The sequence below is a fragment of the Pseudomonas sp. MUP55 genome (assembly GCF_034043515.1).
Taxonomy (GTDB): domain Bacteria; phylum Pseudomonadota; class Gammaproteobacteria; order Pseudomonadales; family Pseudomonadaceae; genus Aquipseudomonas.
In genome coordinates, this window is sequence record NZ_CP138214.1 from 3,193,324 (window position 1) to 3,212,786 (window position 19,463).

At 59.6% G+C, this 19,463-nt stretch carries 18 protein-coding genes and 4 pseudogenes; 14 read left to right on the forward strand and 8 right to left on the reverse strand.

Annotated features, from left to right (window positions below; genetic code table 11):
* Positions 1-10: 10 nt before the first annotated feature.
* Both lpxO and SC318_RS14370 read right to left on the reverse strand, forming a co-directional pair.
* On the reverse strand, positions 11-910 hold the full coding sequence (gene lpxO, locus SC318_RS14365) for a lipid A hydroxylase LpxO (protein WP_306493213.1): 900 nt from the start codon (positions 908-910) through the stop codon (positions 11-13).
* Between the two features lie 267 nt (positions 911-1,177).
* A complete protein-coding gene (locus SC318_RS14370; RefSeq protein WP_320427312.1) occupies positions 1,178-2,515 on the reverse strand; it encodes a Wzz/FepE/Etk N-terminal domain-containing protein in 1,338 nt (445 codons plus the stop codon).
* Between the two features lie 338 nt (positions 2,516-2,853).
* On the opposite strand from SC318_RS14370, the gene SC318_RS14375 reads away from it, so the two are divergent.
* The 5 genes and pseudogenes from SC318_RS14375 (at position 2,854) to SC318_RS14390 (ending at position 6,873) form a co-directional block, all read left to right on the forward strand.
* Entirely contained in the window at positions 2,854-3,240 is a 387-nt protein-coding gene (locus SC318_RS14375) for a TIGR03067 domain-containing protein (protein WP_320427313.1), read from the forward strand.
* 251 nt (positions 3,241-3,491) lie between these two features.
* Positions 3,492-4,730 (forward strand): MFS transporter, encoded by a 1,239-nt coding sequence (locus SC318_RS14380; RefSeq protein ID WP_320427314.1) that lies wholly within the window; start codon positions 3,492-3,494, stop codon positions 4,728-4,730.
* 398 nt (positions 4,731-5,128) lie between these two features.
* Positions 5,129-5,812, forward strand: a pseudogene (locus SC318_RS27075) (PAS domain-containing protein); the annotation flags it as partial.
* 99 nt (positions 5,813-5,911) lie between these two features.
* Positions 5,912-6,346: pseudogene (locus SC318_RS27080) on the forward strand (methyl-accepting chemotaxis protein); the annotation flags it as partial.
* A 191-nt stretch (positions 6,347-6,537) separates the two neighbouring features.
* On the forward strand, positions 6,538-6,873 hold the full coding sequence (locus tag SC318_RS14390; RefSeq protein ID WP_320427316.1) for a YceK/YidQ family lipoprotein: 336 nt from the start codon (positions 6,538-6,540) through the stop codon (positions 6,871-6,873).
* Between the two features lie 193 nt (positions 6,874-7,066).
* On the opposite strand, the gene SC318_RS14395 is transcribed toward SC318_RS14390, so the two are convergent.
* Complete coding sequence (locus SC318_RS14395; protein WP_320427317.1) at positions 7,067-7,495, reverse strand: RDD family protein; 429 nt, start codon at positions 7,493-7,495, stop codon at positions 7,067-7,069.
* A gap of 76 nt (positions 7,496-7,571) precedes the next feature.
* Between SC318_RS14395 and SC318_RS14400 the strand changes: the two are divergent.
* From SC318_RS14400 to SC318_RS14410, 3 genes and pseudogenes are all read left to right on the forward strand, one after another.
* A pseudogene (locus SC318_RS14400) lies at positions 7,572-8,043 on the forward strand (hypothetical protein); the annotation flags it as partial.
* Positions 8,044-8,063: 20 nt separating this feature from the next.
* A complete protein-coding gene (locus SC318_RS14405) occupies positions 8,064-9,650 on the forward strand; it encodes an ABC-F family ATPase (protein ID WP_320427318.1) in 1,587 nt (528 codons plus the stop codon).
* Positions 9,651-9,832: 182 nt separating this feature from the next.
* Complete coding sequence (locus tag SC318_RS14410; RefSeq protein WP_320427319.1) at positions 9,833-11,005, forward strand: MFS transporter; 1,173 nt, start codon at positions 9,833-9,835, stop codon at positions 11,003-11,005.
* On the opposite strand, the gene SC318_RS14415 is transcribed toward SC318_RS14410, so the two are convergent.
* Together SC318_RS14415 and SC318_RS14420 are read right to left on the reverse strand one after the other, a co-directional pair.
* Positions 10,999-12,036 carry an alpha/beta hydrolase family protein gene (locus SC318_RS14415; protein ID WP_320427320.1) on the reverse strand — a complete coding sequence of 346 codons (1,038 nt, stop codon included), beginning with the start codon at positions 12,034-12,036 and terminating at the stop codon, positions 10,999-11,001. The two genes, SC318_RS14410 and SC318_RS14415, sit on opposite strands and share 7 nt — an antisense overlap.
* A gap of 190 nt (positions 12,037-12,226) precedes the next feature.
* On the reverse strand, positions 12,227-12,838 hold the full coding sequence (locus tag SC318_RS14420) for an FMN-dependent NADH-azoreductase (RefSeq protein WP_320427321.1): 612 nt from the start codon (positions 12,836-12,838) through the stop codon (positions 12,227-12,229).
* A 125-nt stretch (positions 12,839-12,963) separates the two neighbouring features.
* Between SC318_RS14420 and SC318_RS14425 the strand changes: the two genes are divergently transcribed.
* Positions 12,964-13,872, forward strand: coding sequence for a LysR substrate-binding domain-containing protein (locus SC318_RS14425; RefSeq protein ID WP_320427322.1), 909 nt, complete (start codon positions 12,964-12,966; stop codon positions 13,870-13,872).
* On the forward strand, positions 13,869-14,225 hold the full coding sequence (locus SC318_RS14430; RefSeq protein ID WP_320427323.1) for an MmcQ/YjbR family DNA-binding protein: 357 nt from the start codon (positions 13,869-13,871) through the stop codon (positions 14,223-14,225). Before SC318_RS14425 ends, SC318_RS14430 begins: the two co-directional genes overlap by 4 nt.
* Here the strand turns inward: SC318_RS14430 and SC318_RS14435 are convergent.
* Positions 14,214-14,597, reverse strand: a complete 384-nt coding sequence (locus SC318_RS14435) for a DUF1294 domain-containing protein (protein WP_320427324.1) — start codon at positions 14,595-14,597, stop codon at positions 14,214-14,216. The two genes, SC318_RS14430 and SC318_RS14435, sit on opposite strands and share 12 nt — an antisense overlap.
* Positions 14,594-15,424: an undecaprenyl-diphosphate phosphatase gene (locus tag SC318_RS14440; protein ID WP_320427325.1), complete on the reverse strand. Its 831-nt coding sequence runs from the start codon at positions 15,422-15,424 to the stop codon at positions 14,594-14,596. Before SC318_RS14440 ends, SC318_RS14435 begins: the two co-directional genes overlap by 4 nt.
* A gap of 318 nt (positions 15,425-15,742) precedes the next feature.
* On the opposite strand from SC318_RS14440, the pseudogene SC318_RS27085 reads away from it, so the two are divergent.
* From SC318_RS27085 to SC318_RS14455, 4 genes and pseudogenes are all read left to right on the forward strand, one after another.
* Positions 15,743-16,432, forward strand: a pseudogene (locus tag SC318_RS27085) (cache domain-containing protein); the annotation flags it as partial.
* A gap of 120 nt (positions 16,433-16,552) precedes the next feature.
* Positions 16,553-17,287, forward strand: coding sequence for a methyl-accepting chemotaxis protein (locus SC318_RS27090; protein WP_413817644.1), 735 nt, complete (start codon positions 16,553-16,555; stop codon positions 17,285-17,287).
* Between the two features lie 219 nt (positions 17,288-17,506).
* Complete coding sequence (gene pnuC, locus SC318_RS14450) at positions 17,507-18,070, forward strand: nicotinamide riboside transporter PnuC (RefSeq protein WP_320427327.1); 564 nt, start codon at positions 17,507-17,509, stop codon at positions 18,068-18,070.
* Positions 18,067-18,603, forward strand: coding sequence for an ATP/GTP-binding protein (locus tag SC318_RS14455; RefSeq protein WP_320431238.1), 537 nt, complete (start codon positions 18,067-18,069; stop codon positions 18,601-18,603). The genes pnuC and SC318_RS14455 overlap by 4 nt, the downstream gene beginning before the upstream one ends.
* On the opposite strand, the gene xth is transcribed toward SC318_RS14455, so the two are convergent.
* Positions 18,600-19,394, reverse strand: a complete 795-nt coding sequence (xth, locus tag SC318_RS14460) for an exodeoxyribonuclease III (RefSeq protein ID WP_320427328.1) — start codon at positions 19,392-19,394, stop codon at positions 18,600-18,602. The two genes, SC318_RS14455 and xth, sit on opposite strands and share 4 nt — an antisense overlap.
* Positions 19,395-19,463: the final 69 nt, after the last annotated feature.

Here is a 19,463-nt window from a genome sequence, read left to right on the forward strand (position 1 = left end):
TGGGCGGGGTTCAGATGAGGATGAAGATCAGCGCCAAGCCGGCGAAGATCGCCCACTTTTCCAGGTAATACCGCGTACGGTTGCGCTTTTTGAGTTCTTTGCCGCGCAACCGGATTTTGTACAAGCGGGTAAACGCCCGGTTGAGGCCGCCGGTCTTGTCGCCCTCATCATTGGGCGAACCCGCGGCGGCCATCACGTTGCGGCTGAACCAGCGGTTGAACGCGGCGGCCCAGCGGTATTTCATCGGCCGTTCGATGTCGCAGAACAGAATGATGCGGTTATGCGCCGTGGTGTTCTCCGCGTAGTGAATGTAGGTCTCGTCGAACATCACCGGTTCGCCATCGCGCCAGTAATAACTCTCGCCGTCCACATTGATATAGCAACCCGGATCGTTAGGGGTATCGAGCCCCAGGTGATAACGGTAGGAGCCTGCGTACGGATCACGGTGACGCACCAGCTTGGACCCTGGCGGCAGCTCGGCGAACATCGCCGCCTTGATCGAGCCGATGCTTTGCACCAACTCAGTGGTGCGCGGGCACAGCTTCATCGCCGACGGATGACTGTCGCCGTACCACTTGAGATAGAAGCGCTTCCAGCCGGACTTGAAAAACGAGTTGAAACCCACGTCGTTGTACTGCTCCGAACGCTTGATCTCCCCGGCGCGCATCAGGTTCTGACCTTCCTGGCGAATCTCTTCCCAGTGTTCCTGCAACGGGCTCAGGTCCGGAAAGTCGCTGGGCGACAGGAAGGGACGGCTCGGTTGTCTGGAGAACAGGTACAGGAAGCAGTTGATCGGCGCCAAAAACGTCGAGTGATCGCTAAGCTGGCGGCCCAGCTTGTGTCGCACCCGGCCACGCAGATGTACATACGCGATGGAGGCAACGTAGAGAGCAACAATGATGAGTTTCAAGGGATTCGTCACACGTCAGGGAGAGAACAGGCTGCTCCTGCGCGCCCACAACGGCCGAGGATGGATAAGCAGCACCTGAAATCACAATTCACATACAGGTGACACAACCGGCTGGAGAACCATGCGGTGTATGACCATTGGCCGTTATTTAGCCATACTTTGTAACCAAAGGTTAACTAAGAATTGTGAAAAGCTGTCGATGAAGTGTGCTGGGAGGGGTGAGCAGGCGGGCTCCAGGGCCCGCCCGCCAGAGGGCATTGCTACGCCTTACAGCTGATCGTCCTTACGCTCGCGGCGGGAAAAGCTGCTGTCTTCCAGTGCCGAGTAAGGTAGAGCGCGACGCTGGTTAAGCATCAGATGGCGGATCAGCGCGATCATCACGCCCAGCAGCAGCCCGCCCACCAGGCTCAACGCAATCACCAGGGATTTTTTCGGTTTGATCGGCGACAGAGGCTCCTGGGCACGGCGGTCGATGGTCACCAGTTTCAGATTGCTCATGTCGATGTTCAAGCCACGCAGCCTGGCGACTTCGGCGCGAAGCGGCTCGACGTCCTGCAGGAAGATGTCTTCATTGGCACGCTTGCGCAGCACTTCAACTTCCCGATTGGAGTCCAAGAGTTGAAGCTCTTTACCGATTTCGGCAATACGCGGGTTGGTGAAGTCATCGCTGGTGCGTTTTTGCAGCGCGGCACGCTCAGCCTCCAGCGCCTCGGTACCCATGAAATACAGCGGAATCTTCTGATTGTTGACTTCAGTACGCATCACCTGGCTCGAACCGGTTCGCGTGGAGTCGGCCATGGACGATGGCGTGGTCGGTGTCCTGATGCCCATGGACTGGGCAATGCTGATGGCTTCGGCCAATTCCGCCAGGCGGTTGGTACGCTCCATTTTCATCTGCAAGCGCAGGGCACTGAGCTCATCCTGCAATTGGGCGCGCTTGAGCCGGTCCGCCTCGAGCAGCTTGGCGATCTTCGATTCCTTGTCGGTATCGTAGTTGGCGCGAGCCGCGTCGATCTTGCCTTTGAGCTCAGTCAGGCGGTTGTTCACGATCACCTTGAGGTCGGCGCCAACCTGCTGACGCTCTGCGGCAATGGCGTAGTCGACAAACCCATTGAGAATTTTCACCCCGTCAACATCGGTCGGGTACTGCAACTCCAGGCGAATATAGTTGCTCAGTGAGTCGGACTTCTTCGGGTCCGGCAGGATCAGATTGACCGAATTGCGGTTGAAGGCTTCAAAGCTCTGCTCCAGGGTTTGCCCTGGCTTCTGAAACGCCTTGAACAATTCTTCGTGGTCTTTGAAGAAGCCCAGGCGCGCCTCGTAGGAGTCCAGTTGCGCGCCCACTTTGAGCAATGCATCGGCGGGCGGCAATTTGTACACTTCGGAGCGGTTCAACGCATCCAGTTCGTTGATCGCCGCGGGCCGCAGCACGCTGCTGACCTCGTAGGTCTTGGGTGCCAGGAAGGCATAGCCCGCGCCTAGAACGCCTGCCAGAACCGTACAACCCACGATCAGCTTTTTTTGCCGCCAGATGGCATTAAACAATTCAAACAGATCAATTTCATCAGACGCTGCAGCGGGCGCAGGCGGGGAAGTTCGATTCAAAATAGAAACACCTTAAATTAATACTAAAAGGCCATCATTTGACAGTTGCATTAATGGCTTCCAGATCAGGGACAACGCCCTGAGCACAGCGGAACGGTGGCAGTCTGACCACTCAGACTGACGAAAAATCCCACTATTAAAAGGATTATTTCGGATTTATGTCTACATGTAGCCGCAACGACATATTCTTGTGGGACTGATCACGCTTCAAGCGTAGTCAATACAACATGAAAAAGCTGTCAAATGGCTGTCTTATAAAGAAAAAAATCCTGCCACCGGAACCACCGTTACACTGCGGTTACAACTGTCCACCTCGCCCTCCAGCAAAAGGAACTTGCATGTCATCTGCATCAGTCACGGATTTCCACGCCCTGCAAGGCGTCTGGGAGCAAACGGCCCTGGAAGACAACGGCGTCCTCAACCCGGCCGACGCCCATAGCGCGCCGGGTGCGATTACCACGATCCGCGAGGACACATTTGAGGTTGTCACGCTCGATGGCGATATTTTGCTGGCTGGGCATTTTGTTCTGGATGCCGACACCACGCCCAAGAGCATCACCTGGATAGACGCCATCGGCGAGGACGCCGGCAAGTCGCTACCGGCCAGCTACCGGCTCGAAGGCGATGATTTTGTGTTTATCGCGGTCGATGAAGGCATGCCGCGACCAACCGTATTCAGCACAGGCCCTGGGCAAACCATGCGCACCTTCGTGCGTAGGGCTTGAACGGCACCCTTATCCGGTTTGATCACGGCATTTTCACAAGGCCTTCACTTTCCGGCATATAGGGTGAAGCCTACCTACTCCAGTGAATCCCCTTGGCCCGCAATCATTCGCGGGCTTTTTTTTGCGCGCGAAAACCAGCTTCACCAAGCGTCGCAGAAAACCTCAGGCCGCCACGAAACTTATCGCAAGCCGCCCGAGTCACTAGCCCAACGCCTGTTCAGCCCCTGGACAGCGCTCTGGAAGGTTGCCTCGTGGCCCATCACTCAGACCTGCGCACTGCCCTGTCCCTGGACAGCCTGAATTTCTTCCTCGCCGATGTGCGCGACGGCTTGGGCCCCTACCTGGCGATTTATCTGCTGGCGGTACACCAATGGGATCCGGCCAGCATTGGGGTGGTCATGACCCTGGCAGGCATCTGCGGGCTGATTACCCAAGGGCCGGCGGGCGCGCTGATCGACCGTACCCGCAGCAAGCGCGCAGTGATTGCGCTTGCCGCGCTGCTGGTCACGCTCAGTTGCCTGATGCTGCCCTTTGTCAGTTCGTTCGGCTGGGTGGCGCTGACCCAGGCCGCCAGCGCCATCGCCGCGTCAGTGTTTGCCCCGGCGATTTCCGCGATTTCCCTCGGGATCACCGGGCCACGCGCGTTTACCCGGCGTACCGGGCGCAACGAAACCTTCAATCACGCCGGCAACGCGGTCGCGGCATTGCTGGCCGGGGGGCTGGCGTATCTGTTCGGGCCGGTGGTGGTGTTCTACCTGATGGCGTTTATGGCCATCGCCAGTGTCATCGCGGTCGCCTGTGTCCCGGCCAACGCGATCGACCACGAAGTGGCTCGCGGCTTCGACCCGGCGCATCACACTGACCATGAGCAGCCCTCAGGCCTGGCTGTGTTGCTGGCCAACCGTCCTTTGTTGCTGTTCGCCATTTGCTGCGCGCTGTTTCACCTGGCCAATGCGGCGATGCTGCCGCTGGTCAGTCAGAAGCTGTCGCAGATCAATCTGCAGATGGCCACGCCGTTGACGTCGGCCTGCATCGTCGCCGCGCAACTGGTGATGGTGCCGACGGCGATGCTGGTGGGGGCCAAGGCCGACCTGTGGGGGCGCAAGCCACTGCTGCTGGCCGGGTTCATGATCCTGCCACTGCGCGGCGTGCTCTATACCTTGTCCAGCGACCCCTACTGGCTGGTTGCGGTGCAGATGCTCGATGGCATCGGCGCAGGCATTTTCGGCGCGTTGTTCCCCGTGATCGTCAAGGACCTGACCCAAGGCAGCGGCCGCTTCAACGTCAGCCTCGGCGCGTTGTCGACCGTATTTGGCCTGGGCGCAGCGCTGAGCAGCAGCCTGGCCGGCTTCGTGGTGCAGTTGGCCGGCTACAACGCCGCCTTCCTGACCCTGGCCGGGGTCGCCGCCATGGCCTTGCTGCTGGTTTTGCTGGCCATGCCGGAGACATTGGCGAAGCCATCCTTCGCTCGCCATACAACGGTCGCCTGACATAAGCGACAACAAGACGGATCCCAACGGGCAAATTCAAGCCCATGCCGAATGCCGATCTAATGACATTTTATCAATTGACCCCGGCCGTCCTCGTGGCGCCGGATTATAGGCAACATTTCAGTTACTGCAATTGAGCCCCGCTAAATATATACAACCTGACTGCATTAATATTTTTTTCGCCAGCACACACCTTCAACTACAATTGGGAAACGGCAAAAAACGCCCCCCAAAATGCTTAGCCAGCTGGCTTTGTTGTTTTTCTGCTATAGCTCCACTTAAGCGACTTAATACAGGGAACTCATATGTTTAATAAAACTTTAAACAAAGAGCTAATGGAATTAAAGGGTGAAGTTAAAAGACAGCAACAACTACAGGATGGCGTCAATTCCGAAATGATGACCATGACCGTCGATAGCAACATGACGATCACCCGCGTCAATCAGAACTTTGCAACGCTGGTGGGCTACGAACAGGAGAAATTGCTAGGTGCCTCACTAGGCACGATCTCCCCCACGTACGTCAAGGAACTGCCCTGTTATAAAAACTTCATGCGTGCCCTGTCCGAAGGGAAATCAGTCAGTGATGACTATCGATACATCGCAGCCAATGGCCGGCTGGTTTGGATACACGCAGCCTGGTGTCCGACAAAAGATGAAGATGGCCGTGTAACCCACATGACCTGTTATGGCGTGGATGCCACCGACTCTATAGACAAGGCGCGTGAAAACGGTGAGTTTATCCAGGCGCTGCTCAGATCTACCGCAGTGATAGAATTCGACACATCGGGCAAGATCATCACTGCAAATGCAAACTTCTTGAATGCGGTTGGCTATTCACTTGCACAATTGGTTGGAAAGCATCACAGCATATTTTGTGAGCCCGCCTATACCTCTTCCCCGGAATATCAGCAGTTTTGGAAAACGCTCAACGAGGGGAACTTCGTGGCCAATCGATTCAAAAGAATCGATAGTTCTGGCCGGGACATTTGGCTTGAAGCCACCTACAACCCTGTTTATGACAACAGCGGGAAACTGTACAAAATCGTAAAGTTCGCTACCTTGGTCACCGATCAAGTCCAGCGTGAACAGGAAATCAGTACAGCAGCGAGCACGGCCTACGAGGTATCACAGCAAACTGATATTTCGGCAAATCGGGGCGCTGATGTTGTTCAGGAGACCGTGGGCACGATGAACAAAATCGTCGACCAAATATCGTCTGCTTCGGAAGGGATTGAAGCGCTCGGTAAGCAGTCATATCTGATCAGCTCCATGGTACAAACGATCGGTGGAATCGCTGCGCAAACCAATCTTTTGGCATTGAACGCGGCAATCGAGGCTGCACGAGCAGGAGAACAAGGTAGAGGATTTGCGGTAGTCGCAGACGAAGTACGACAACTGGCAGGACGAACCAGTAACGCGACTGAGGAAATCGTAGCGGTGGTGCAAAAAAATCGGCTTTTAGTCGACGAAGCTGTCGCTAACATGGGCAACAGTCGCACCCAGGCGGAGCAAGGGCTAATGCTCGCTCAACAAGCAGGAAGCGTGATACTGGAAATTCAATCTGGCGCCCGAGAAGTCCTGGGGGCGGTAGAACGGTTTGCAAAGCAGCTGTAAGTTCCATTTTACTACTGCGTCAAGCGGGCGAGTTACCTGACAGGAGCGCGTGCAGGTCTTTGAAGTATGGCAATTTCTTGGCGCCTTGGATCTCGAGCTTTTATGCTGCGCCCATGCTTTTCTTCAGGCAAAAAAAAGCCGCAATACGCGACTTCGGCTAACCTATATGTTTTGTGGCAGGGAGCCATGTGATGTACTCGAAATTCATTCTGATGATGTTTGCAGCCTTATCTGCGTCAGGTTGTGGAACCGTCAATACCACGTTCAGAGACGACGCTATCGTGGGCAACAAGCTTGCCAGATGGAATTCGCACTGTGATTCAGTTCCAAGAATCTACAGCGGAGCCGTTTTTGATTACTGCACGCTTGATGCTGAGCCAAGACGCAGCACAGGCTTTGAAGGATCTCCCTCAGCGGCGTTGATTGTGCTGGATATGGCCTTGTCTGGAGCGACGGACACGATACTGTTGCCTTATACGGTTTATCTACAGAGCAAGCATGGAGATATAAAAAAGACGAGTTTCTGATCAGCCATTGTTCGAATGGCTTGATCAATACCACTTTTTCAGGGAGCGCTACATCTGGTCTTCGGCGTTAATAGCAGCGCTGATGATCGCCCTACCTACCCGCCGCTTGCCTCAGCCTCTGAATAACGCGGCCACCGCCGCTAACAAAATCCGCCTGTCGCTCCCTCTTTGCTTTGGCAGGTCTGTACACCCGTTATAGCGGCTTGAATCGGACGACTATGGTGGAGGCGAGCATGTCTCCTAAGCGCTTGCGTGAGCCAAAGAAAATAAATATCCAGTCAACAAAACTCAGAATGGGCGTCGTGATGTTTCGCATAAAGGATTGATATAGATTGCAGTTAAGGTGGCTGCGCTCATCAATGACTGACATCCCCAGCAGTTTTTTACCCACACTTTGACCGTTGGGCATTGCGTCGGAGAACAGGTAGTACGCCGCAGCAGTGCCAAAAGCCAGGATAGCGACCACATCTGGAGAAAAACCAACAAACTCAGCCGCGCGCCCGACGAGAAATAGCACAAAGAGGGTAATTAACGAGTCAATCCACTGCCCTCCAAGCCGACGCCCCAATCCGGCCAGGTTGTCTGGCTTTCGGTACTCGTTTTGAGTGGTATTCACTTCCATGCGTGCGCGCTCCAATGGTACTTGACTAATTGACCGCAGAATTTACAGCCGCAGTTGCGCAAGGTCAATTTGGCTTTGGATGCCCGGCCTGGCCCTGGTGCGAATCGGCCTGATCACAACCACGCTGCCGCGCAGGGCCATGACCATCAGTGAGTGGAAGTCGCCCGGCGTTAAGCGCAACGCCATCTCAACGCTGTCCGCCCTCCTGGATTCAGCAGTGCCCGGGGCGTCAATGCCAAAGAAGCCAGCGGCCATCCTTGAGCTGCCCAAGCGAAGCAAAAAGGAGATTTACCCCTTACGTTGGCTCCATGCACGCCCTTCAATTTGCCAGGGAGTGCGCGGCGCCATACACCTGTCGCCACACCTATGCGACAATATGCATTATGTCTGGCATGAACCCCGCCTTCATCTCCCAGCAGCTCGGCCACAGTGTGCAGATGCTGCTCTCGACTTATGCGCGTTGGATCAACTCAAGCTCGGACTGGAGCGAAATGCACAAGCTCCAGATTGGTCCCAAATTGGTCCCAGTTCAAATAAGCGCACCCTAAGCTATTGATAGGTAAAGTAATTGATCTCCACAGCTAACATCACCATGCAGTTCGGCGCCAAGCCGCTCTTCGAGAACGTCTCGGTCAAGTTCGGCGCCGGCAACCGCTATGGTTTGATCGGTGCCAACGGTTGCGGCAAGTCGACCTTCATGAAAATCCTCGGCGGCGACCTCGACCCGTCCGGTGGCCAGGTCATGCTGGAGCCGAACGTGCGCCTGGGCAAGCTGCGCCAGGACCAGTTCGCCTACGAAGAATTCACCGTGCTCGACACCGTGATCATGGGCCACGAAGAGCTGTGGAAGGTCAAGGCCGAGCGCGACCGCATCTACTCGCTGCCGGAAATGAGCGAAGAAGACGGCATGGCCGTGGCCGAGCTGGAAACCGAGTTCGCCGAGATGGACGGCTACACCGCCGAATCCCGTGCCGGTGAGCTGCTGCTGGGCCTGGGCATCCCGCTGGAACAGCATTTCGGCCCGATGAGCGAAGTCTCGCCTGGCTGGAAACTGCGCGTATTGCTGGCCCAGGCGCTGTTCTCCGACCCGGAAGTGCTGTTGCTCGACGAACCGACCAACCACCTGGACATCAACACCATTCGCTGGCTGGAAAACATCCTGACCCAGCGTAACAGCCTGATGATCATCATCTCTCACGACCGTCACTTCCTCAACAGCGTGTGCACCCACATGGCTGACCTGGACTACGGCGAGCTGCGCCTGTTCCCGGGCAACTACGACGAGTACATGACCGTGGCGACCCAGTCCCGCGAGCAATTGCTGTCGGACAACGCTAAGAAGAAGGCGCAGATTTCCGAGCTGCAATCGTTCGTCAGCCGCTTCTCGGCCAACGCCTCGAAAGCCAAGCAGGCCACGTCCCGCGCCAAGGCGATCGACAAGATCCAGCTGGCCGAGGTCAAGCCGTCGAGCCGTGTGAGCCCGTTCATCCGTTTCGATCAGAACAAGAAGCTGCACCGCCAGGCTGTCATGGTCGAAAAAATGGCCAAGGGTTTCGACGGCAAGCCGTTGTTCAAGGACTTCAGCTTCCAGGTTGAAGCCGGCGAACGCGTGGCGATCATCGGCCCGAACGGTATCGGCAAGACCACCCTGCTGCGCACCCTGGTCAACGAACTGACGCCGGATGCCGGTAGCATCAAGTGGACCGACGCCGCCGAACTGGGCTATTACGCCCAGGACCACGCCCATGACTTCGAAGACGACGTCACCCTGTTTGACTGGATGGGCCAGTGGACCCAGGGCGAGCAAATGATCCGTGGCACCCTGGGCCGCATGCTGTTTTCCAACGACGAGATCCAGAAGTCCGTAAAGGTGATTTCCGGTGGTGAGCAAGGCCGCATGCTGTTCGGCAAGCTGATCCTGCAAAAGCCGAACGTGTTGATCATGGACGAACCGACCAACCACTTGGACATGGAATCCATCGAAGCGCTGAACCTGGCGCTGGAGAACTACCCGGGCACGCTGATCTTCGTCAGCCACGACCGTGAGTTCGTATCGTCTTTGGCCACCCGCATCATCGAGTTGAGCGCCAGCGGCGTGATCGACTTCAGCGGTACCTATGACGACTACCTGCGTAGCCAGGGTGTGGTGTTTTAAGAACGGCGCATAGCTGCCGGGCCAAACAGGTCAACATGTGGGAGGGGGCTTGCCCCCGATGGCAGTGTCTTGAGTCAATACATCCATTGACTGGCACTCCGCTATCGGGGGCAAGCCCCCTCCCACATTTGCTACCGGGTTATGCCATCATGGCCATACCGCCCGCCAGCGAACGAGTTCACATGCCTGCCGCCCCCTCCTCCCTGTCGATCACCCTGCAGATCGTCTCCATCGTCTTCTACACGTTCATCGCCTTTATCTGCATCGGCCTGCCGATTGCGGTGATTCCTGGCTATGTGCACGAACATCTGGGCTACAGCGCCGTGGTGGCCGGCGTCACCATCGGTTCGCAGTACCTGGCCACCTTGCTCAGTCGGCCAATGGCCGGGCGCATGTCGGACAACGTCGGCACCAAACGCGCGATTGTGCTGGGCCTGGCCGGCATCCTGATCAGCGGCGTGCTGACATTTATCGCGGTGCTGCTTGAGGGCATCCCCGCGCTTAGCCTGGCGGTGCTGATCGTCGGCCGGTTGCTGCTGGGGGTGGCCCAGGGCCTGATTGGCGTGGGCACCATCAGCTGGTGCATGGGCGCGGTGGGCACCGAGCACACCGCCCGCTCGATTTCCTGGAATGGCATTGCTTCCTACGGCGCTATCGCCATTGGCGCGCCGCTGGGGGTGGTGATGGTGGCCGACTATGGCTTCGCCAGCCTGGGCTTGGCGTTGAGTGTGTTGGCCGCACTGGGCCTGGTGCTGATCCGCAATAAGCCTTCGGTGCCGGTGGTGCGCGGCGAGCGCCTGCCATTCTGGGCGGTGTTCGGACGCATCGCCCCGTTTGGCGCCAGCCTGTGCCTGGCCTCGATTGGCTACGGCACGCTGACCACCTTTATCACCTTGTATTACCTCAATCGCGGCTGGACCGGCGCGGCGTATTGCCTGACGGTGTTTGGCGTGTGTTTTATCGCGTCGCGCCTGCTGTTCATTTCGGCCATCAGCCGCGTGGGCGGCTTCACCGCCGCCATCGGCTGCATGCTCATCGAGACCCTGGGCCTTACGCTGTTGTGGCTGGCGCCGTCGACCGGCGTAGCGTTGATCGGCGCCGGGTTGACCGGTTTCGGCTTGTCGCTGGTCTACCCAGCGCTCGGGGTGGAGGCCATCAAGCGCGTGCCGGACAGCAGCCGTGGCGCCGGGCTGAGTGCGTACGCGGTGTTTTTCGACCTGGCCCTGGCGATTGCCGGACCGTTGATGGGGGCGGTGGCACTGAACCTCGGCTACGGCTGGATCTTCTTCTGCGCGGCGCTGCTGTCCGTCACCGCGCTGACGCTGACCGTGCTGCTCAAGCGTCGCGCTTACTGATCAGCCGTCTGTAGCCCGGCGCGGGTGGCCTCGCCGAGGGTGTGACTGAAAAAGCGCCCGGCCTCGGAGATCAGATCGCGGTGGATACCTTCGCGGTCAACCCCGTCGGCATCGGTGCAGATGGCGGGCATCGTCGCCAACTGGTCACTGTCGCACGGCGCCATGAACACGAAGTGCCCTGCCCCGGCCAGCAGTTTGAAGTCTGGCGGCTCCGGCAGCTTGCGCGCGAGGGCGGCGGCGTTCTTGTCCACGGCCACCAATTGGTCGCCATCGCCGCTGTAGAGCAACACCGGCACGTGCACGTCTGCCAGGGTGTGACGACCAAACATCAGGCTCAATGGCGCCATCAGCATCAGCGCGTGGATGCGCGGGTCGGCCTGGGGCTGCAGGTCGTCACGGTCGACCACCAGCTCGCCTTTGGTGGTGCAGGCGTCCCGGTCTTGCGGACGTTCCTGGCAATAGCGGCGCAGGCGCTCGAAATCAGGTTTGGCACCGGCCAGGATCAGCGCAGTCTCGCCGCCGGCGGAATAGCCGATCACCCCCACCTGGTCGACGTCGACGAAAGGCGACAGCATCGGGTCGCCCAGTGCTGCGGTGATCGCCTGGGAAATCTGGATCGGCCGACCGTACAGGTTGCTCACGGTGCCCAGGCGGCTGTGGTCCTTGTAGTTGTCGCCGGGGTGCAGCACCGCCACCACCACAAAGCCCTTGCGCGCCAGCGAAGTGGCCAGGTCATGCAGGGCCAGCGGCGTGCCGGTATTGCCATGGGACAACATCAGCATCGGAAAACGGCCGATGGCCACCTTGGCGTCTTCCCCCGCAGCCACATGATAGGCACCCAACACGGTGGCGTGCTCGGCGTCGGTGGAGGGGTAAAACGCAATGGCCTTCATCGGCTGCTCATCCAGCGGGTCGATCACGCTCATGCGATGAAAGCCCACGCTCCAATGCGGATGCGGCGCAGGGGCGGCCTGCACCGAAAGCAGGCTCCCGCAGAGGGTAAGAACCAGACCAGCACAGAGTCGCATCATGGGATGTCCACCTTTGCTGCATGAGAGTCGGCAGGTCGTCTGAAAATTCCGGGGCAATGAACCCAAGCCTGCATAACCTGGGCCATAAAACAAAAACTCCGTACTCCGCTCGCGCTCAGGCGATCAGAATACAGAGTTTAGGCGCCCGGCTTCAGATTGAAACCGGGCCAGGCGCAAATTTACACAAGTCTTACGCGGCGGCGAACAACTGTTCGTTAATAAGCACGTTGGCGTCGCTCAACGCCTTGCTGCGCACTTCGTCACCGTAGGCCAGGCCTTCAGCCCGTACGATTTCGATGTCGGTGATGCCAAGGAAGCCAAACAGCAGCTTCAAATAACCTTCATGAGCAGCGCCCGACGCCTGGCCGGCGTGCAGGCCACCGGCGGTAGAGACAATGATGACCTTCTTGTTGCCGCACAGGCCTTCAGGGCCGGCTTCGGTGTAGCGGAAGGTCTGGCCGGCGACGGCGATGCGGTCGATCCAGGCCTTGAGCTGGGTCGGGATAGTGAAGTTGTACATTGGCGCACCCACCACCACGGCATCGGCGGCGAGGAATTCAGCCAGCGACGATGCGCTCAGTTCGGCTTCGTGCTTTTGCGCTGCATCGCGCAATTCGGCGGCGGTGCCCAGGGCGCCCAGGGTGGCGCCGGAGAAGTGGTTGATCCCTTCGCTGGCCAGGTCACGGTAAGTCACTTGCACGCCCGGCTCGGCGACTTGCCATGCCTTGACCACACCGGCGCTGAGCTGACGGGAAGCCGAGTTGTCGCCGAGGATGCTGGAATCGATATGCAACAGTTTCATGGTGAGTCTCCGAGGTGGGATCGTCAGGGGCGATCAGATGGTGTTGATGCTACGCACCCAACCAATGGTCGATAAGCCACCTGGAATGCGATAGATTGTCCTACTGACGGGACAATAGGCTGACCATGCAAGACCTCAACGACCTCTACTATTTCGCCAAAGTCGTCGAAGCCGGCGGTTTCGCCGCTGCCGGCCGCCTGTTGGGCATCCCCAAATCGCGGCTGTCACGGCGCATTGCCGAGCTCGAAGAACGCCTTGGCGCGCGCCTGCTGCAGCGCACCACCCGGCAACTGACCCTGACCGCCGTGGGCGAACGCTACCTGCGCCACTGCCAGGCGATGTTGCTGGAAGCAGAGATGGCCGATGAAGCGGTGGCCAGTATGTCCAGCGAGCCGCGCGGGCGTCTGCGGGTCACGTGCCCGGTCGGCCTGGCGCAGCAGATCCTGCCGGAACTGGTGGCCGGGTTTCTCGCCGCGCACCCGCTGGTGCAACTGGACATGACCCTGGTCAACCGCCGCGTCGACCTGGTGGCCGAAGGCATCGACGTCGCGCTGCGCGTGCGCGAGTTGGGCGACGAAGACCCGCTGCTGGTGACCAAACGCTTGCGCGAGGCGCACACGGTGCTGGTGGCGAGCCCGGCGCTGGTGAGCAATCGGCGGGTAGAAACCCTGGACGACCTCAAACAACTGCCGATGATGGGTGCACTCGAAGCCGACCGCATGGTGCACCAGCGCATCATCGACCCACAGGGCAACGCCCATGAGCTGGTGATGGAAGCACGCCTGGGCATCGAAGATTTTATCGTGCGCAAGACCAGCGCCCTGATGGGCGTGGGTTTCACCCAGCTGCCGATGATGTATTGCGAAGAGGAACTGGCCAGCGGCCGACTGGTGCAACTGCTGCCGCAATGGTCGCTGCCCGGCGGCTGGTTGCAGGCCGTGTACCCGCACCGACGCGGTGTGCTGCCGGCTATCCGCGCCTGGATCGATTACCTGGAAGAAGGCTTCAAGGGCTGTGGAGATCGCCTGTTATGAGCATGACCGAAGCACAAGTCGCGCACTTCTGCCTGAGCCTGCCGAGCGCGCGGGAAGACTACAAATGGGGCGGCGTGCGGGTGTTCTCGATTGCCGGCAACAAGATGTTCGCGCTGCAGAACCTGCGCGGCGATTCATTGGCGTTCAAGGTCGACAAGGAGCTGTTTCTAGGGCATGTCGATCGCCCAGGCATCCACCCGGCGCCCTACCTGGCACGCGCGCAGTGGATCATCATGAACACGCCCTACCCGCTGGGGCCCGAAGAACTGCGTGGCTTGTTGCAGCGCTCCCACCAGTTGGTGGTGAGCAAGCTGCCCAAGCGCACACAGGTCGGGTTGTTGCTAGAGGACTGAAAGCAGCGTACCGCCGAGAAACAGCTGGTCCAGCCAGAACACTTGGTGCAGCAGCACGATCACCCAGAACAGCACCTGGTAGGACACCTTGCGCGTCTTGTGCCGAAACACCTGCTGTGCGATCAACGCACCCGGCCAACCCCCCGCCAGCTCGACGGCGTGCAGGATGTTTTCCGGGATGCGCCGCGCTTCTGTCTGCGCCTTGCGCTTGTCGCTCCAGTACATAAAGAACGCCATCACGCTGACCACCCCGTACGCCGCCAGCGGAATGACGGTGTCGCCGCGATGCCACAGCAGCGCCGAACCCAGTAGCGGCGCGGCGCACAGCAGCATGAAGATCAATGCCTTCAGGCGCGGATGCTGAATGTTCATGGCTTGACGGCTGTCCAGTCGATCCAGCCGAATTGCCAGGTCGCCAGGATCACCAGGCCGAACGCGATGCGGTACCAGGCAAAGGCTGCGTAGCTGTGGTTGGCGATGAATTTGAGCAGGCCCTTGACCGCGATCATCGCGAAGATGAACGAGGTGACAAACCCAATGGCGAACACCGGCAGGTCCGCCGGCTGGAACAGGTCGCGGTATTTGTAGCCCGAGTACAGCGCTGCACCGACCATGGTCGGCATCGCCAGGAAGAACGAAAACTCGGTGGCGGTCTTGCGCGACAGGCCGAACAGCAGGCCGCCGATGATCGTCGCACCGGAGCGCGAAGTACCGGGGATCATTGCCAGGCACTGAGCGATGCCGACCTTGAGTGCGTCTTTCCAGGTGATGTCGTCCACGGTTTCGGCATGAACGGCATGTTGGCGACGTTCAGCCCATAGCATGATCACGCCACCTACCACCAACGCCGTGGCCACGGTGATCGGGTTGAACAGGTAATGCTTGATCAGGTCAGCGAAAATCACCCCCAGGACCACTGCCGGCAACACGGCGATGATCAGGTTTACGGTGAACCGCTGGGCATTGCGCTGGGTGGGCAAGCCGATCACCACATCGAGGATCTTGCGGCGAAACTCCCAGACCACCGCCAGGATCGCGCCCAGTTGGATAATGATATTGAAGGCTTCGAAACGCTCGCCGCCGAAATTGATCAGGTCGGCGACGATGATCTGGTGGCCGGTGCTGGAGATCGGCAGGAACTCCGTCAGCCCCTCGACTACGCCAAGAATCAATGCCTGTATGGCGGTCCAAAAATCCATGCTTTCTCCAAAGGTCACGCGCCTGGCGTGCCTCTCAGTATTTTTTAAGGTTCACTGAAAACGAGCGCGCTGCAGCGCCCGGCGTTGATTCTCAATGCCGGACTGCAAAAATTGCGTGAAAAATCAGGCAGTACTCAGGTTTTTCGATTACGGGCCGAAAGCCTATCAGACAAGCCGTAAAAGTCGATGCAACACCCACAATTATAAAAGGCACGGAGTGACAGGACGATGAACAGTTTGCGCAATATGTCGATCAGCCGACGCCTCTGGCTGATCCTGATAGTCGCCGTGCTGATGCTGCTGACCTTGGGCGCGTTGATGCTCAAACAGATCCATGGCGACCTCTACCAGGCCAAGCGCCAACAGACCCAGCACGTGGTGCAAACCGCCAGCGGTGTGTTGAGCTACTACCAGAACCTGGAGAAAACCGGCGCGCTCACCCGCGAAGCGGCGCAGCAGCAAGCCTTGAGCGCGGTGCGCGGCCTGCGTTACGACCACGACGATTACTTCTGGATCAACGACCTCACCCCCGTGATGATCATGCACGCTGCCAACCCCAAGCTGGACGGCAAGAACCTTTCGGCGATCCGCGACCCGGACGGGTTTGCCGTGTTCAATGAGTTCGTGATCCTGGCCAAGGCCAAGGGCGCCGGCATCGTCAATTACCGCTGGCCAAAGCCGGGCGCCGATGCGCCAGTGGAAAAAACCTCCTACATCCAATTGTTCGAACCCTGGGGCTGGATCATTGGTTCGGGCGTCTACGTGGACGACGTGCAGGCCGAGTTCACCGGCCAGGTGTGGAAAGCCTCGGCCATCGGCCTGGCCATCGCGCTGATCATGACCCTGCTGGTGCTGTTGATCGCGCGCAGCATCGTGCAGCCGTTGCAGGCGGCGGTGAACGCCATGGGCAACATCGCCAGCGGCGAAAGCGACCTGACCCGCAGCCTCGACACCCACGGACGTGACGAGGTTACCCAACTGTCCCGGCACTTCAACACCTTCACCGCCAAGTTGCGCCAGGTGGTCGGCCAACTGCAGGTGTGCGCCAACGCCCTGGGCGAGTCGTCGACCGAGTTGGGCCACAACGCCAGCCAGGCCCACGACCGCAGCCAGCAGCAGTCGCAGCAGATGGAACTGGTGGCCACCGCCGTCAATGAAGTCACCTACGGCGTGCAGGACGTGGCCAAGAACGCCGAACACGCCGCCAGCGAAATGCGCGATGCCCAGGCCCAGGCGCAACAAGGCCAGGTCAACATCGACGGCAGTCTGCAACGGATCGACCAGCTTTCCAGCACCATCAGCCAGGCCGTGGACGTTATCCGTACCCTGTCCAGTGAAAGCACACAGATCGGCGGCGTACTGGAAGTGATTCGTTCCATTGCCGACCAGACCAACCTGCTCGCCCTCAACGCCGCCATCGAGGCCGCCCGCGCCGGCGAGCAGGGCCGTGGCTTTGCCGTGGTGGCCGACGAAGTGCGCTTGCTGGCCCAGCGTACGCAGAAGTCCACCGCTGAAATCCAGACGATGATCGAACGGCTGCAAGGCCATTCGGAAGCGGCGGTCAAGGTGATCAGCGACAGCCACAGCGCGTCGCAACTGACCATCGAACAAGCCGGCCTGGCGGGCGCCAGCCTCAGTGCCATCGGCCAGGCGCTGCATAACCTCAACGGCCTGAACGCCTCGATTGCCAGTGCCACCCTGCAACAGGCCCATGTGGTCGAAGACATCAACCAGAACGTCACCCAGGCGGCGGGTTTGTCCCAGAGCACCGCGCTGGCGGCCGAGCAGTCCAGTGTGGCAAGCGCGCAGCTACGGGGCTTGAGTGAACAGCTTGATGGGCTGCTGCGCCAATTCAAGGTCTGACGCCGTTAACCCTGATCGTCCCCACGCTCCGCGTGGGGATGCCTCCTGGGACGCTCCGCGTCCCGCCACCCGCTCGCACAGGTGACGCAGAGCGTCACGGGCTGCATTCCCACGCGGGAGCGTGGGAACGATCAGTCAGCCTTGGGCAACACCGCTGTTTGAGGATGGATGGCCTGTAGGTACAATCAGCGCCCTCTTCCACTCTCCCAAGGAACCGCCATGTCCGGGCTTGAATTGTTCGCCGCCGCCTTGGGGGTGATCGCTGTCTGGCTGACGGTCAAGCAAAACCCCTGGTGCTGGCCCATCGGCCTGGTAATGGTGTTGCTCTACACCTGGGTGTTCTTCGACGTGAAACTCTATTCCGACATGCTGTTGCAGGTGGTCTACGCCGTGCTGCAACTCTACGGCTGGTGGCAATGGACCCGTGCCGGCGCGGTCAAGCAGGGCCGGCAGGTCAGCAGCCTGGGCTGGCCGGCGATCATGACCAGCCTGGCGGTCGGCGCGGTGTTCAGCCTGTTGCTCGGTGCCGCCATGGCCCACTGGACCGACGCCGCCCAGCCCTGGCTTGACGCGGCCCTCACCGGCTTCAGCCTGGTGGCGCAGGTGTGGATGGCGCAAAAACGTCTGCAGTGCTGGCCGCTGTGGATCGTGGTGGATGTGATTTTCGTCGGGCTGTTTCTCTACAAAGGCCTCTACCTCACCGCCGCGCTCTATGCGCTGTTCACCGTGATTGCCGTGCAAGGCTGGCGTGAATGGCGCGCCGACCCGGCGTTACGCGCATGAAAGTGGTGGTACTGGCAGGCCCTGAATCCAGCGGCAAAAGCTGGCTGGCGGCCGAACTTCACGCGCATTTTGGCGGGTTGATGGTGGGCGAATACGTGCGTTATTTCATCGACCATCATCAGCGCGACACCTGCCTGGCAGACATCCCGGCGATCGCCCAGGGCCAGTTGGCCTGGGAAGACGCCGCCCGCGCGGCGCAGCCTGAAGTGCTGATCCTCGACACCCACCTGCTGACCAACCAGCTCTGGAGCCAGACCCTGTTTGGCGACTGCCCCGGCTGGCTCGACAGCGAACTGCTGGCGCGTCACTACGATCTGCACCTGTTGCTGTCGCCGGAAGACGTGGAATGGAGCGCCGACGGCCAACGTTGCCAACCGCAACTGGCGGACCGCCGTGCGTTCTTTCAGGCCAGCCTGGATTGGCTGCACGCGCATCGCCAGCCTGTGGTGGTGATCCGGGGCGACTGGCAGGCGCGCCGTGATGCCGCGTTTGCGGCCGTCGAGCGCCTGCTCGGCACGACGCCGGCCGGTTAACGCTTCTTGCGCGTACCGAGCTGTATCCAGGTCGGCGCGTGGTCGCTGGCATGCGGCTCGTTGCGCACCCAGGCGTCGACACCCGCGTCCTTGAGATAGGGCTTGAGCGCGGGGTTGAGCAACAGGTGGTCAATGCGCAGGCCGGAATTCTTCTGCCAATGCTGGCGAAAATAATCCCAGAACGTGTACACCCGCTCTTCGGGATACAGATGACGCAATGAATCGGTCCAGCCCTGTTCGAGCAAGCGTTGATAGCAGGCGCGACTCTCGGGCTGCAGCAACGCATCCTTGAGCCAGGAACGCGGGTTGTAGATGTCCAGGTCGGTGGGCACCACATTGAAATCCCCGGCCAGCAACACCGGATGATCACTGGCCTGCAACGCCTGGGCGTAGTCGATCAGGCGTTCGAACCAGGCCAGTTTGTAGTCGAATTTCGGACCCGGTTGCGGGTTGCCGTTGGGCAGGTACAGGCAGCCGACCAACACGCCATGCACGGCCGCTTCGATGTAGCGGCTTTGCTCGTCGCTGTCGTCACCGGGCAGGCCGCGCCGGCTTTCCAGCGGTTGCGCATCCTTGGCCAGAATCGCCACACCGTTCCACGAGGCCTGGCCCAGGCAGATCGCGCCGTAGCCGGCCGCTTCGAAATCAGCAAAGGGAAACAGGCTTTCCGGCGCCTTGAGTTCTTGCAGGCAGACGATATCCGGCTGCTCGCGCGCCAGCCATTGCAGCAGGTTGGGCAGGCGGGCACGCAGGCCGTTGACATTGAAGGTGGCGATTTTCAGCGCTTTCATGGGGTGGGGTCCTTTCGGGGCTCTTGGGGTAGAGCTTGAAAGGCGCGCGGATGTTCCATCCAGACACGG

Excerpts from the sequence above, each read along its gene's own strand:
- SC318_RS14390 (WP_320427316.1), top strand. The coding sequence starts at position 6,538 with ATGTACTCGAAATTCATTCTGATGATGTTTGCAGCCTTATCTGCGTCA.
- pnuC (WP_320427327.1), top strand. The coding sequence starts at position 17,507 with ATGTCCGGGCTTGAATTGTTCGCCGCCGCCTTGGGGGTGATCGCTGTC.
- SC318_RS14410 (WP_320427319.1), top strand. The coding sequence starts at position 9,833 with ATGCCTGCCGCCCCCTCCTCCCTGTCGATCACCCTGCAGATCGTCTCC.
- SC318_RS14420 (WP_320427321.1), bottom strand. The coding sequence starts at position 12,838 with ATGAAACTGTTGCATATCGATTCCAGCATCCTCGGCGACAACTCGGCT.
- SC318_RS14440 (WP_320427325.1), bottom strand. The coding sequence starts at position 15,424 with ATGGATTTTTGGACCGCCATACAGGCATTGATTCTTGGCGTAGTCGAG.
- SC318_RS14435 (WP_320427324.1), bottom strand. The coding sequence starts at position 14,597 with ATGAACATTCAGCATCCGCGCCTGAAGGCATTGATCTTCATGCTGCTG.
- SC318_RS14375 (WP_320427313.1), top strand. The coding sequence starts at position 2,854 with ATGTCATCTGCATCAGTCACGGATTTCCACGCCCTGCAAGGCGTCTGG.
- SC318_RS14455 (WP_320431238.1), top strand. The coding sequence starts at position 18,067 with ATGAAAGTGGTGGTACTGGCAGGCCCTGAATCCAGCGGCAAAAGCTGG.
- SC318_RS14430 (WP_320427323.1), top strand. The coding sequence starts at position 13,869 with ATGAGCATGACCGAAGCACAAGTCGCGCACTTCTGCCTGAGCCTGCCG.
- SC318_RS27090 (WP_413817644.1), top strand. The coding sequence starts at position 16,553 with ATGGAACTGGTGGCCACCGCCGTCAATGAAGTCACCTACGGCGTGCAG.
- SC318_RS14395 (WP_320427317.1), bottom strand. The coding sequence starts at position 7,495 with ATGGAAGTGAATACCACTCAAAACGAGTACCGAAAGCCAGACAACCTG.
- SC318_RS14415 (WP_320427320.1), bottom strand. The coding sequence starts at position 12,036 with ATGATGCGACTCTGTGCTGGTCTGGTTCTTACCCTCTGCGGGAGCCTG.
- xth (WP_320427328.1), bottom strand. The coding sequence starts at position 19,394 with ATGAAAGCGCTGAAAATCGCCACCTTCAATGTCAACGGCCTGCGTGCC.
- SC318_RS14425 (WP_320427322.1), top strand. The coding sequence starts at position 12,964 with ATGCAAGACCTCAACGACCTCTACTATTTCGCCAAAGTCGTCGAAGCC.